The organism is Bacillus atrophaeus (genome assembly GCF_001584335.1).
Taxonomy (GTDB): Bacteria; Bacillota; Bacilli; order Bacillales; family Bacillaceae; genus Bacillus; species Bacillus atrophaeus.
The window spans coordinates 971,676-984,714 of sequence record NZ_LSBB01000020.1; the positions used below are offsets into that span (position 1 = coordinate 971,676).

A 13,039-nucleotide genomic window follows, 5' to 3' on the forward strand; every position below is an offset into this window, starting at 1 on the left:
CCAAGACAATCTATTCAAACATTACCCCTTTGACCGCACAATTTTTTTGTAATCCATAGGCGTTTGCCGCCTCCCAATTGTATATAGGTAAATACCATGAACTAATCAAGGAAATACCAATACTTGTCAACTTTTAATGGCCCAGGAGGAAAAAAACTTATGGAACTACATGAGTGTATTCATGAAATTTTTAGCGGGTTGAAGAAACCATTGGTTAAAGATTTGGCAACTTCTTTAAAACAAATTCCAAACGCATCAAAATTGAGTCAACCTTATATTAAGGAACCAGACCAATACACTTACGGCCGAAATGTAATCTATAGAAACGATGAATTGGAAATTATCGTTATAAACATTCCGCCAAACAAGGAGACAACAGTCCACGATCATGGTCAATCCATTGGTTGTGCAATGGTGTTAGAAGGAAAACTTCTCAATTCCATTTATCGCTCAAACGACGATCATGTAGAACTCTCCTCTTCTTACTTTGTTAGCGAGGGAGAGTGCCTTGTTTCAAGTAAAGGTTTAATTCACAAAATGTCCAATCCTACCTCCGAAAGAGTGGTGTCTCTTCATGTCTACTCACCCCCTTTGGAAGACATGACTGTCTTTGAGGAACAAAGTGGTGTATTGCGAAACTGTACATGAGATACAGGTAAACTACTTTATCCCGAAAGGAGTAAATCTGAATGTGAAGGTTGTAGTTTTCCGTGAAATTAAAGGGAAAATCCAAACTCACGCCCTTAAATCGTGGTTGTCATTAGTAAATGTTCTAGGATTCATGCTCGATGAACATGAGACAAAAAATACAAAAACCATTACAGCTTATAGAAGTGGAGATAAAGTAACGTTTACAATTTTCCATTCTAAATCAGAACCTTTTCTGTATTTAGATTATATCCGACTAGAACCAGCAGACCCCGAGTTGGTAAATATTATAGATATTCTGATTGATAAGCTATGTTTATCGGGAGAAAAGCATATTATAGATGATTCAGTTCACTTATCTGTTTTGTTCAATGAAGGTAAAGTTATCAACAATGAAAACAATGAATTCGATAATTTCGAAAGTTTATTATTAAGAGAAACCATTTATGGATTAGTTCATTTGTGTTTAGATCGAATGATTGAATACAAACATGCAGGTAGCCTTGAAAAGGTTGAAGAAATGAAGGAAACCCTCACCAAATGTCAAAAGTGTTTAATTTTAATAAATAAAAGAATCACAGATGAGTAGATGGTTTGATCAATATAAAAATTTTAAAACCATTAGAATAATATTCATAAGAATGCAGTATATTTAATCGTGGCAAACCGGAAGCATAAGCCAACTCTACAAAGAGAGGCGTTAATTTTTACGAAAAATGTTAACGATCGCTCTTTTTTTGTGTGCTTTGCTTTCGGAAAATACTTATTTTGGAGGTTATTTTATGACAAACGAAGTGAGTAGTTATACGATTGGAAGCCAATTGGACACTTGTTTGCAAGCATGTATTGATGCATGTAATAAAACTATTCAGGCATGTAATGAGTGTTATGATGTTTGCTCTTCAAATACACATGTAGAGGGATGTAGTGACTGTGTTAAAATCCTTCGTGATTGTACGGACGTGTGCGCCTTAGTATCTCAAATGATAGCTCGTAATAGTGTAAATGCAAGGCTAATATGTAGTTTGTGCGCCAACATATGTGAGGCTTGTGCCAATGCATGCTCGAAATGCCAAAATGATTGTTGCCATAGGTGTGCAGAAATCTGCAGAGATTGTGCTGATGCTTGTCGTGAAGCTTGCTGCTGCTAAAATCCTCTATAAGAATTATTATTCTGGGATACAGAAGATTTAATAAAAAATACAAAAAAGTGCTGGAACACCATTCAGGAAAAGTTTTTTTGATTCAAGATTTCCGAAAAGGAAAGTCAAATAAAATGGAAGTTTCCTGCCAAATAGAAAAATTCTTGCTTGAGTGGCTTATGGAGCAACCTTCAGTTTAATACAATTTTTATTTAACCTCTCTGATAAAACAGGGAGGTTTTTGTTGAATCTCCTTAAAAATCAGACGAACTATTTGACCACCAAATGGCCACTTTGGTTTGAAAAAAGGTGAAATTAAATGAAATTTAAATATAAAAAACGTCAAAAATGTTGATGAATCAAGGGCCCTGAAACTTGAATACAGAAAAGGATATGTTCCGCACGCAAGTCCATCCTTGGGAGCGCGAACAATCCCTTGGCACTATTGGTGTCAGAGGATTTTTAATTTGTTTGCTATTTCAACAAGGCGGGCACTATAAACCATTCATTTTAACCCTATAAATAGCTTATCATTGCAAATCCGCATTTTTTCAAAGGCCTCCGACTCCCAAAATGACAGCCTTCTTACCTGAGCCTACGTACTGGATTGAAAATAATTACAAAAAAATATTTTTTTAACAAAGACAAAACGTCTTATTGTATACTAAACCAGTAGTTATATTATTGGAAAGGGGTAATAGAATGAAGGCAAAAGTAGATTCATGGAAGAAGACGGCTGTTTCAATACTTATTTTCACCATGTTTTTCACCTTGATGATGAACGATACGGTTTTTGCAGCGGGATTGAATAAGGATCAGAAGCGTCGAGCGGAGCAGCTAACCAGTATCTTTGAAAATGGCATGACTGAAATTCAATATGGATATGTGGAACATTTGCCTGATGGAAGAGGTTATACGTGCGGCCGGGCCGGCTTTACAACCGCTACCGGGGATGCACTGGAAGTAGTGGAAGTGTACACAAAGGCAGTATCGAATAACAAACTGAAAAAGTACCTGCCTGAATTGCGTCGCCTGGCAAAAGAAGAAAGCGATGATATAAGCAATCTCAAGGGATTTGATTCTGCCTGGCGCTCGCTTGGAAACGATAAGGATTTCCGCGCTGCTCAAGATGCGGTAAATGACCGCTTGTATTATCAGCCTGCCATGAAACGATCAGAGAATGCCGGATTGAAAACGGCACTGGCAAAAGCTGTGATGTACGATACAGTTATTCAGCATGGCGATGGTGATGATCCTGACTCCTTTTATTCCCTGATTAAACGCACTAATAAAAAAGCGGGCGGCTCACCTAAAGACGGAATAGATGAGAAGAAATGGTTAAATAAATTTCTGGACGTGCGCTATGACGATCTGATGAATCCATCAGATCCTGATACCCGTGATGAATGGAGAGAGTCAGTTGCCCGTGTGGATGTGCTTCGCTCTATCGCCAAGGCGAACAACTACAATTTAAACGGACCGATTAATGTTTATTCAGAAGAGTATGGTGATTTCGTAATCAAGTAAGAAGCGATGAGTGTCGGAGGGGGTGATTAACCCCCTCGTATTAGCGTAACTGGTAGAGTAGAGAACCGAAACATTTGGGTGACCGTTTGGTCGCCTTTTCTCATTGCGAAGCACTTTTCATAATAGACCAGTCCCATTTCATGAATGAGTCTACTAGATTTTACAGCCGGCAGCTATGCTTAAGCAGAGAGAACAGTTCAATATGAGTTTTAACCACTATATACATGGATATCATTATTATGTAATGTTATTTCCTATTGTAAAAACTGATTATGTCAAAAGCACTTGAAAACGAAACTGTTGTGGGATATCTTTCTTTATAGATGGTTTGAATACGATGCTTATTCCTTGTTAAACGTACTAAGTGTCAAAAGGAGGGACAATGAACACAGAATTATTAGAAAGGAATAAGGGGAAGCTCCTTTCCTCAATTAAAACATATTAAGAGAAAATTATGGGTAGCTAATGTTAAAGTTCCAGTTATGATTGGTGCTGGTTTGTCTTAAATAGAAACAATAGAAGATTCGCTATGATGTTTAACACAAAATGTGTTAAACATAGGGTGAATTTATGCATGCAGATGAATATGGAAGATCCCACCTGGATGACATTTTACCTGATAATAACTATGAGCCGGGTGAAAATACACTAAGTCTTCCATGGGCTGATGCTTATACAACAAATTAAAACTCATTATTAGAACGCACTAGAAAAACAGTTTCTGACCGTGATTATCAAGTCATATTATGATAAGAATGATTTTCCGAGCTCAATCCAGTCCGGAATTTAAAACTTAGTGGCAGCTTTTGGCTCATCGTCCTGTGTTTACGGCGAATCATTTATCTGAATATCGAGGTAATTTTAACCCTTTTGTTTATAAAAAAATCAATCATGAAAATTCCATTCGCTTATCTAACTTTGATCTTCTTAGAGACAAGCATGAGGAATTCGCAACAAGACTATATACTCTTTACAAAGAAGATCCATTTTTATACATTAGAGCTCTGACGAAAGTTACTTGGTAAATCAACCGATTAATTTTAATGATGTAATTGTCCGTTTTTATAATGGCGATGATTTAGATGTAATACATAAGACAACGGGAAAACGATTTACTGTTAATGTAAAGATGAAGGGCTGCCAGATGGATTTGCGTTGCAAACAATGGATATGTGGTCTTGGAGTGAGGCTGTTTAATATATTCTTAAAATTCAATATCTTCAGTTGAATTTATATCCATTTTATGTAAAAATAATTTAGGTAACATATTTTTACAAAGGGGGATGAATAATGGGCGTAATAGCGAATACTTGTAGAAGTACAAAAGTTCCAGCATTAAAATCCAAAGCAGAGGCAATTGCAGTAAGAAATCAAGAAGCGTTGGCTGAGGTTTATCTTGGGACAAATGAATTTGACAGAGCGGGCGAACACTATTTTGCAGGAGATAAGAAAAAAGCTATTGCTGCGATTAAAGAAGGGTTTAAAAAATTAAGGAATGCTAAAAGTCTACTAGTTGAAGTTCAACATAGAGAACTAGAAATGCATCCTCATAACACAAAGAAACTTGAGACCGAATATGAAGAATTAATGTACGATGAAAAAGAGCTGGAAGAAGTCTTTAGGGCAAGAGTTCGCGGAATACAAAGAGTCATTCAATGCATTGATCATTTGATGCATCTGAATGCAGAAGAAAAAGCAATTGAAGCATTAGAAAACAATAATTTTAATATGCTGTATAATTCAGTTTCTAATCCAGCAAGAGAGTTAATTACAGTTGCTCTTCAACATAACATGACGGTAATTCAACAATCGAAATACACACATGAAACATCAGATGTAATTAAAACATTGTTCCCAGAGGCAACAAAAATCATAGCTAATTAAAAATTTATTAGAGACTATCTTATTGGGTAGTCTCTATTCTTGAACCGGAGGCATGCTTTGAAAAACTTGTGGGTATTCAAAGGTGATTTCTTCAAATTGTGGTCGGGCACTTTTCTTTCCATATTAAGTTCTACGCTTTTCTATTATTCGTTGATTTGGTGGTCATTAAATGAAACAGAAAGCGCTTTGAGCGGCGGGTTAATTATTGGGCTTGGGATGAGTATATCAATTGTATTGTCTCCATTTACCGGATGGTTAGCAGACAGGTTTCACAGGGGGAGATTGATTGCTTATTCTGATGTCATCATTTCGATTTTATTTTTCACGATAGGACTCTTAGCTATTTTTAATTTTACATCTATACTGTTATTGATTATTACACGTGCTTTTATTTCTATTTGTTTGACTGCAATTGAACCGGCATCACGATCACTTATCTCTGATACAGTGGAAAAAGATTTAATTGAAAAAGGAATTGCATTTCAAGAAATCCTGAATCAAATCACGCAAGTGGCAGTTCCAATACTTACTGGTGTTTTATTTACCTTCCTGCCCTTTGGTTATGTATGGTTAATATGCGGCGGTTTAACGTTTGTTTCTATATTCTTAGAATTTTTGATAAAGGATAAGCGTGGAAATCAAAAACAAGTATCCTTTAATAAGAAACAACTTTTCAGTGGTTTTACTAATCTTTTTAAGAACAGACCTTTAAGAAACCTTTTATACGGTACAAGTATACAACAGCTATTATTCAGCGGTTTTCCAATTTATATAGCAATTTGGACTTCGATATTGATTAAAGACAAGGAATGGATAGGCGGCATTTTTCAATCTATCTGGGGAATAGGGACGCTTGTAGCGGCCATTACTCTTTCCTTTTTAGCAAAACAAGATCACCTAAAGATTGTCGCTCCAGTATTGATGATTATTTTTGGCTTATTGTTATCTCCTCTAGGGTGGATTAGCAATGTGTACTTAGGTTTAACACTACTTGTCTTAACTGGAGCAATCAGTGGTATTGTGAATATTTACCTTGAAGGGTATTTACAAAGGGTAACTGAGGGACGTGATAGAGGAAGGTCTCTTGGTGCATTTTTTGCTGTGAATAGTTCGTTAATGCCGTTAGGGTATGCCTTAGCTGGGATAATTTCAGAAATGGTAGATGTAAAGCTCTTATTTTTAATTGTAGCACTCCCTACACCTTTAGTTTCCTTTTTCATATTTAGATCTGTTCAAATGTGGGAAGGAAAGATTAAAAAACCATATGGGACAGAAAAAGCAACTCCTATGTAATTACACCTGCTGATTACACACACCATACAATACATGTTGTCAGCAGTATCTGTTTAAAACAATCATTTTATTTATAATTCGAAAAGAATTATTAAGCTTTCCCCTTCGTATGCATCATGAACCAGCAGGGGGAGATTAGCATTAACTAAGACCTGAAAAACAATGTGTATGGATAATCTCAGTTTGTGCTGCTATTGCATTAATTGGAAGGCATATACTGCTATCAGGTTTTAAAAAGTTTGAGCAGCTAGATGCATATTCTAAGAAAGAAGAAAATCTTGTTTCTAATATAGCTTCTCTAGGAGCAACTCCAGGAGGCAGAGTTACTGAAGTCCGAACAACCTGGCATGATGTTATCTTTTGTCCATGTATTAACAGAGAAAGCGTGCCGGAATCTGAAGCCAGGTACGCTTTTTTGTATCCAAAAGATTCAGGAATGGCGGTAGCAGCAGGTTGAAGGATGACAGAAGTAACTCTAAACAGTAGTATCAGAGGTAGATTTTTTATGAGGAAGGGCACGTTATAGATATGTCTAAGTGTGATTGGCAGCCAGCAGGCGAAACGGAATGGCGGGTATGGCAATCTGGAATCGAAAAAACTAAGAAAGTCATAGCGGCAGTCATGGCAGTCGCAGATACAGTTTTTACTAGTTTGATGGCCTCTCCCTTACAAAAAACATACCAAACGATGTTGGTATGTTTTTTGTTTTATAAATAATTCAAGTCCCCTAGTGTACCCATGACGAGACACCAAGTGTAAGTTGCAAAAAATGATTAATTTTTTAAACAAAAAAGCAGACAACAAATGAATGTCTGCTTTCCTCTTTTACGTTCACATAAGGACCTAAAGCTCTTTTAACATTACTTTTTCACCATTAAAATCCAGTTCTCCATTATATTTAAAACCAAATTTATGATAGAGGCGCAAAGCATGGGTATTGTTCTCAAAAATGCTTAAGTAAATCCTTTTACATTTATATAATTCAGCAAGGTGCTGAATGAGAGCTTGAAGCATTATGCTTCCCAGCCCTTGCCCTTGAAAGCGTTCATCGATGAAAAATCGATCAAGCCACACTCTTCCTTCTTCATTCTCTTCATCATACTCAGGAAACCAGCCGTACATTGCAAAGCCAACTAAGTTTCCTTCATAATACAGTCCGACTGGCTGATAGTAATGACATTCATCAGCTTCCTTTAAGCACTGCTCTGTTGATTCAATATATGATGTCTGACTTTTGTTGACATGAAGAGCCAGCATTGCAGCACGATTATCTTTTGTAACTGCTTTTATCTCGATACTCATACAAAATACTCCTTTTTTTCTTATTCATATAAGAAAGAAATAATCTGAGTGGTTTAGAATCTTTCATCTTAACCGATATTGAAACCATGTTTATCTATCCTTTTCATTGTTAATCAACCTTCTTTCAGGTACTATGAACATCATAAAGTATATGGTTGCCGTATAGTCAAGGAGGTTTTTATGAGCGAAGATATCAAAAAATATTTCACCACAGGTGAGTTTGCGAAGCTCTGCCACGTAAAAAAACAAACCCTGTTTCATTATGACGAGATTGGCCTGTTTTCTCCCGAAATAAAAAAAGAGAACGGATACAGGTATTATTCCTATAATCAATTTGAGCTTTTTCAAGTCATTGGTTTGTTTAAAGAGGTGGGTGTTCCGTTAAAAAGAATAAAACAGCTTTTAAAGGGCAAAACACCAGAGGATATCGTTGCACTCCTAAAAGAAAAGTCTTTCGAAATTGAGAACAAAATCAAAAAGTTTAAACATTTGCAAACGATTATACAGACGAAAGTGAAGTTAACGGAACAAGCACTGGAAACAGATTTTTCCTCAGTTTCTTTTCAGTATTTAGAAGAAGAAAAATTCATGATAAGCCGAAATACATTAAACTTACCGGAACGAAAATACATTGCGGCAATTTCAGAACTTATCCGCTATGTTCAATTACATGAATTAGATGAGGGGTATCCGGTGGGCGGAATATTTGCGCGTGAACAAATTCTTAAAAAAGATTTCTATAATTACAGTCACTTTTATATAAAAGTACAAGAAGGAATAGAGAAGATAAACTATCATGTAAGGCCAAAAGGTCTGTACGCTGCCGGATACCAAAAAGGTGATGAAGCCGAAGATGCCTACCGCAGAATCATTCAATTTATTGAAAAAAATAGAATGCGGATGGGTGAATATGCATATGAGGAATACATGCTTGATGAGGTGGTGGTCGATGGATTAGAAAATCAAATCACAAAAATTCTCCTTCAAGTGAAAGAGGGCAGCGGATAACAGAATGAAGTAGGAGTTATGCACTTACAACAGGTGATTGTGTTTTTTGGGTGGAGTTAAACGAACGTGGCACCAATGACATGTTCGTTAAGCTATCCATACCTAATAGATAAGAGAACAGATTTATTTTCGCGTTTCGCTTTTTAAATAATTCTTTCTCCCAACTGAAAATTGGACCTGAAAGCTTTACAGATTACTAAAAAAGCTCATAATATAAAGAAGATATATAGGTTGATTTACTTAAATTATGATAAAGCATTTATTTATGCTTTAGATATGTAAGAATATTTTGATAAGGGGTGTACATATGAAGTTAGACGAGTTTGCGATTGGGCAGGTATTTCATACAAAATCTTTTAAATTAACCAAAGAGAATATAATGGGATTTGCGGAAGAGTTTGACCCTCAATACATGCATTTGGATGAAGAGAAAGCGAAGGAGGGTAGATTTAATGGAATTATCGCTTCTGGAATACATACTATAGCAATCTCTTTTAAGCTCTGGATTGAAGAAGGTTTTTATGGTGACGATATTATTGCTGGAACAGAAATGAATAATTTTAAATTCATAAAACCCGTGTATCCAGATGATGAACTGCATACAATTGTTGAGGTTCTTGATAAACAGCCACGGAAAATTGACACGGGGATACTCACTGTATTGTTATCTACTTATAATCATAAAGAAGAACAAGTATTTGAAGGTGAGTTATCAGTATTGATTAAGCAATGAAGATAATGATGTAACACTTAAGGATACTTTACTTATAGAGCTAGCTGCCAATTTGGCAGCTAGTCTTTATTTAGTTATAAAAGGTAATGCCAGTTTGAATTTTAAAGAAGGCACCCCAGCTCAATTTTTTCAGTGGGGATACCTATAGATTCCTCTCTAACAATATTTCGATTTGTTCTTCCATAACATGGGGAGGATAAGGCATTTCATTCTTAAACCACCATTCCACTACTTGTACGTAAGCCGCTTCAAAAAAACTGAAGAATAACATCTTCAATTTTTCTTCTGTTGTTATATTGCATTCATTCTTAATATCTTCGATGACAAACTCAAGGAACCGTCTAAGAAAGAAAGGGGCTTCTACTGAATCATTTTTAAAGATATTAAAGATGAATTAGCCAGATACAAATTCCTCATATAACAGCAGGAGGATGATAAGTGAGATACGGTGATGTTTACTATTTTAAATGAAAGGATGTCGGACTTTCTCTTATTAACGAACGGGGGTGTTTAGTGGAAAAATACAGGATTGAAATAGAAAAGAACACTAACTCGAGTAGATAGTGCTCTTTTAATGCTTGCCAACCATTGAATAAAAGTGATGTGTTTTCTTATTTCCAGGCGGATAAATATTTCTTTTGATATTTGCTGTCTTCCTCGGACTCAATCAATTCCATTGCTATTTTCTTAATGTGCTCATCCTTGAGTTCATCGTATAATTTTCTCAAACCAACAATCAAATCATAGCGAATCAAGGTATAATGTTTTTCGTTCATTCCATTTTTGAAGCGATCAATAATATGAGTGAGCACCATTTCTCTTTGTTCTGGTCCAGCTAAGCCTACCTTCCAAATTGATTGTAAACTATGCCGAGCAGTTACAAATTTCGAATCTTTGGTCACTTCCCATAACGCTGGAAAGTCGCAAAGCATCCGTTTATCGGGATCACTGATTGCTAAACCAGCAAGAAACTGTGCAGCTCTCGCTCTCCTATGAGTATCGGGATCGGTTAACCATTCTAATAATTGATCCCAAACTTCATAAGCCCAGTCTACTTTTCCTTTAGTGGCATTAATAATATTCTGAAAGGCTTCTATTTGCAGGCTTTTATCCTTTGCTTCTAGATTTTTAAAATAAGTTTTAATTATACTGTCCATTGGACCACCTTAAAGTGATTAGTTGTTTTGATTATACCCTTTTCATTAGGGATCTTCCAAGAAATATTATTCCTGATAAATGAATGATTCGGTCTCAACTTTTTTTCAGAGCTATACATAATGGTTATGTTCAATATGTTGTATGTGTTGCCATTGTACTTAATGGGATTCGATTAGCTCAGGCGAATTGTTCTTAGGTGAGTTAACAAGTGGAGACACCTGGTATGCTTCCATGTCATCAGCATCATAGGGAAGAAGCAAGCTTTGAAGATAAGCAGCATCAGTATTCTGAGGATTCAACCATGCTGTCTGATTGTCGTGAGGGAGAATAACCGGCATCCGATCATGAATGTCTTCCATTAATTCGTTAGGCTTAGTTGTAATGATTGTGCAGCTGTATATAGGATTGCCTTGTGGTGAATTCCACTTTTCATACAAACCGGCGAAGGCAAAAAGATTGGTTGATTTAAGCTTAATGCGCATGGGGATTTTAGTCTTTGGGTCAAGACGTTTCCATTCGTAAAAGCTGTCGGCCGGTATGATGCAACGGTTGCTAATGAGCGGTTTTCTAAAGCTCGATTTCTCAGCGAGCGTTTCAGCACGAGCATTAATCATCTTATAGCCGATTTTCTCATCTTTAGCCCAAGGAGGAATTAGACCCCAACGAAGCTTTCCGAGACGATTACTGGAACCGTCATTGATAATTGTAAGTATGTTTTGTGAAGGAGCGACATTGTAACTTGGATCATATTCATCTTCAGGCAAGAATTGATCTATATCAAATTGTTCGAGTATATCATCAAACTCAGAGAATAACGTAAATCTGCCACACATGTTCATCATCCTTTAGTGTTTTTGAATATTGTACAGGCTAGAAACATGAAAATCAAAAGAGGAGGAATGTGATGCAGCAAGCAGCGATTCAACTTAAAGAAATCGAGGTATTGATAGGCGGAAGCCGCATAAACATTGACAACAAAAGAGTACCTATTTTAGATAAAAAAGTCTCCTTCTAAGTTTGTGTTAAGAAGGAGATCTCGGTATTACTCATCGAGAGGATCTTTAATATCTCTAGCCATTTAGGAACAAATGAAACACCAATTTCTTTTAAAACATAAGTTAAGATAGTTTCGTTTAGCTTTTATTATGGGTATGTTGTTTGATCAGATCAATTGTGTGGAAGAGTAAGCTCTCATCTCCCCAGTTTCCATGTCCGGGTACAACTGTTTTTACATCTGGATATTTTTCGATTACCTTTTTAACGGACTCATCCCACTGTTCTACATTTGCATCAGAAAGATTTCCAAGGTCTTTTGCATCTAATGATTTGATGAAGCATCCGCCGAATAATAAATTATATTGGGGAAGCCAAACAGTGATATTATCACTCGAATGACCTTCTCCAGGATAAAAGGCCTCAATTACTGTGTTGCCTACTTTTATCACTGGCTTTACATCGAGTGTCGGGCTGGGTGAAGGATATCCATATTCTTTAGCTAGTTTTGCTGTCAAAAGTGTACTGCGTACATCAATTCCCTGATTCAGTAACGCCCGAATACCTGAAATGCTGTCATCATGCGCATGAGTAATCAACGCGAGAACAACTTTTTTCTTAAAATGTTTTTTGATCATCTTTAATAACTCTTCAGTTTTTTGGTCATTCCCCCAAGCCGTATCAATCAGGACTATTCCTTTGGAAGTAGCAACGATTAACCCATTATGGTCATAGGTAGTACCATTCCAATCATTATATGACGTATGTGCCCATACTTTGTCATCCAATTTCGTTAAAACAATCGTCTTATCTGGATTGGTAATCTGAGTGGGAGGTGATTTTTTAGATTGAGCAATCATTTGATCATTAAACGATGTCATAAAAACGGATAATGTTAGTAACAAACTAAACACAACTTTTCCTATCCATCCCTTACTGATTTTCAAATGAATCTCACCTTTCTAAATTGGATTTCAACAAAAAAGGTTCGTTATATGTATAAAACATATTAGACATTACAGAATTAAATCCTTTTTACACGCTAACCAATACAAAAGTTTTATCAGGGAAGGATATCTTTATTCTGGTGATATTGGAGGAGCAATCTATAGTTTAACTTGTACAGATGGTTTTTAAAGTAGAAAAGAATGAACAATGAATTGGTTCAAGGTAAGTCCTATCATGGCAGCTCATGAGCGTTGCTTAAATTATTTGCGAGGAGAGCTGAAACTCGCGTTCCGGAAAAAGTGGATATGGGCTTGGTTGGACTGCGGTTATGTTGTTTTCGAATCTGAAAAACTGAGAGTATATCTTTATCGACAATTGCCTTTTGACCAGTTATCGTGTAAAA

At 36.2% G+C, this 13,039-nt stretch carries 13 protein-coding genes and 1 pseudogene; 9 read left to right on the plus strand and 5 right to left on the minus strand.

The genetic code is table 11. The features are described from left to right. The first annotated feature begins 159 nt into the window (after positions 1 to 159). From AXI57_RS18260 to AXI57_RS18280, 7 genes and pseudogenes are all read left to right on the plus strand, one after another. The gene (locus AXI57_RS18260; protein ID WP_061670857.1) at positions 160 to 648 is read left to right on the plus strand and encodes a cysteine dioxygenase; all 489 of its coding nucleotides are present in this window, start codon (positions 160 to 162) and stop codon (positions 646 to 648) included. Between the two features lie 43 nt (positions 649 to 691). Beyond that, positions 692 to 1,237 (plus strand): hypothetical protein, encoded by a 546-nt coding sequence (locus AXI57_RS18265; protein ID WP_061670858.1) that lies wholly within the window; start codon positions 692 to 694, stop codon positions 1,235 to 1,237. A gap of 193 nt (positions 1,238 to 1,430) precedes the next feature. Continuing rightward, positions 1,431 to 1,799 carry a four-helix bundle copper-binding protein gene (locus tag AXI57_RS22575; RefSeq protein WP_476499109.1) on the plus strand — a complete coding sequence of 123 codons (369 nt, stop codon included), beginning with the start codon at positions 1,431 to 1,433 and terminating at the stop codon, positions 1,797 to 1,799. A 693-nt stretch (positions 1,800 to 2,492) separates the two neighbouring features. Further along, positions 2,493 to 3,317 carry a chitosanase gene (csn, locus tag AXI57_RS18270; protein ID WP_061670859.1) on the plus strand — a complete coding sequence of 275 codons (825 nt, stop codon included), beginning with the start codon at positions 2,493 to 2,495 and terminating at the stop codon, positions 3,315 to 3,317. 902 nt (positions 3,318 to 4,219) lie between these two features. Next, positions 4,220 to 4,514: pseudogene (locus AXI57_RS22205) on the plus strand (hypothetical protein); the annotation flags it as partial. 93 nt (positions 4,515 to 4,607) lie between these two features. Beyond that, positions 4,608 to 5,201: a hypothetical protein gene (locus tag AXI57_RS22210; protein WP_238380198.1), complete on the plus strand. Its 594-nt coding sequence runs from the start codon at positions 4,608 to 4,610 to the stop codon at positions 5,199 to 5,201. A gap of 57 nt (positions 5,202 to 5,258) precedes the next feature. Then, positions 5,259 to 6,494 (plus strand): MFS transporter, encoded by a 1,236-nt coding sequence (locus AXI57_RS18280; protein WP_003328682.1) that lies wholly within the window; start codon positions 5,259 to 5,261, stop codon positions 6,492 to 6,494. 843 nt (positions 6,495 to 7,337) lie between these two features. On the opposite strand, the gene AXI57_RS18290 is transcribed toward AXI57_RS18280, so the two are convergent. After that, positions 7,338 to 7,796, minus strand: a complete 459-nt coding sequence (locus AXI57_RS18290; RefSeq protein ID WP_061670861.1) for a GNAT family N-acetyltransferase — start codon at positions 7,794 to 7,796, stop codon at positions 7,338 to 7,340. A gap of 180 nt (positions 7,797 to 7,976) precedes the next feature. On the opposite strand from AXI57_RS18290, the gene AXI57_RS18295 reads away from it, so the two are divergent. After that, positions 7,977 to 8,804 carry a MerR family transcriptional regulator gene (locus AXI57_RS18295; protein WP_061670862.1) on the plus strand — a complete coding sequence of 276 codons (828 nt, stop codon included), beginning with the start codon at positions 7,977 to 7,979 and terminating at the stop codon, positions 8,802 to 8,804. Positions 8,805 to 9,111: 307 nt separating this feature from the next. Beyond that, entirely contained in the window at positions 9,112 to 9,537 is a 426-nt protein-coding gene (locus tag AXI57_RS18300; RefSeq protein WP_003328688.1) for a MaoC family dehydratase, read from the plus strand. Positions 9,538 to 9,679: 142 nt separating this feature from the next. Here the strand turns inward: AXI57_RS18300 and AXI57_RS22405 are convergent, their stop codons facing one another. From AXI57_RS22405 to bla, 4 genes are all read right to left on the minus strand, one after another. Continuing rightward, positions 9,680 to 9,928 (minus strand): TetR-like C-terminal domain-containing protein, encoded by a 249-nt coding sequence (locus AXI57_RS22405; RefSeq protein ID WP_307724901.1) that lies wholly within the window; start codon positions 9,926 to 9,928, stop codon positions 9,680 to 9,682. A gap of 220 nt (positions 9,929 to 10,148) precedes the next feature. Further along, positions 10,149 to 10,694, minus strand: a complete 546-nt coding sequence (locus AXI57_RS18310; RefSeq protein ID WP_061670863.1) for a hypothetical protein — start codon at positions 10,692 to 10,694, stop codon at positions 10,149 to 10,151. 159 nt (positions 10,695 to 10,853) lie between these two features. Next, a complete protein-coding gene (locus AXI57_RS18315; protein WP_061670864.1) occupies positions 10,854 to 11,528 on the minus strand; it encodes an SOS response-associated peptidase in 675 nt (224 codons plus the stop codon). 300 nt (positions 11,529 to 11,828) lie between these two features. Beyond that, positions 11,829 to 12,635: a subclass B1 metallo-beta-lactamase gene (gene bla / locus AXI57_RS18320; RefSeq protein WP_061670865.1), complete on the minus strand. Its 807-nt coding sequence runs from the start codon at positions 12,633 to 12,635 to the stop codon at positions 11,829 to 11,831. Positions 12,636 to 13,039 lie beyond the last annotated feature (404 nt).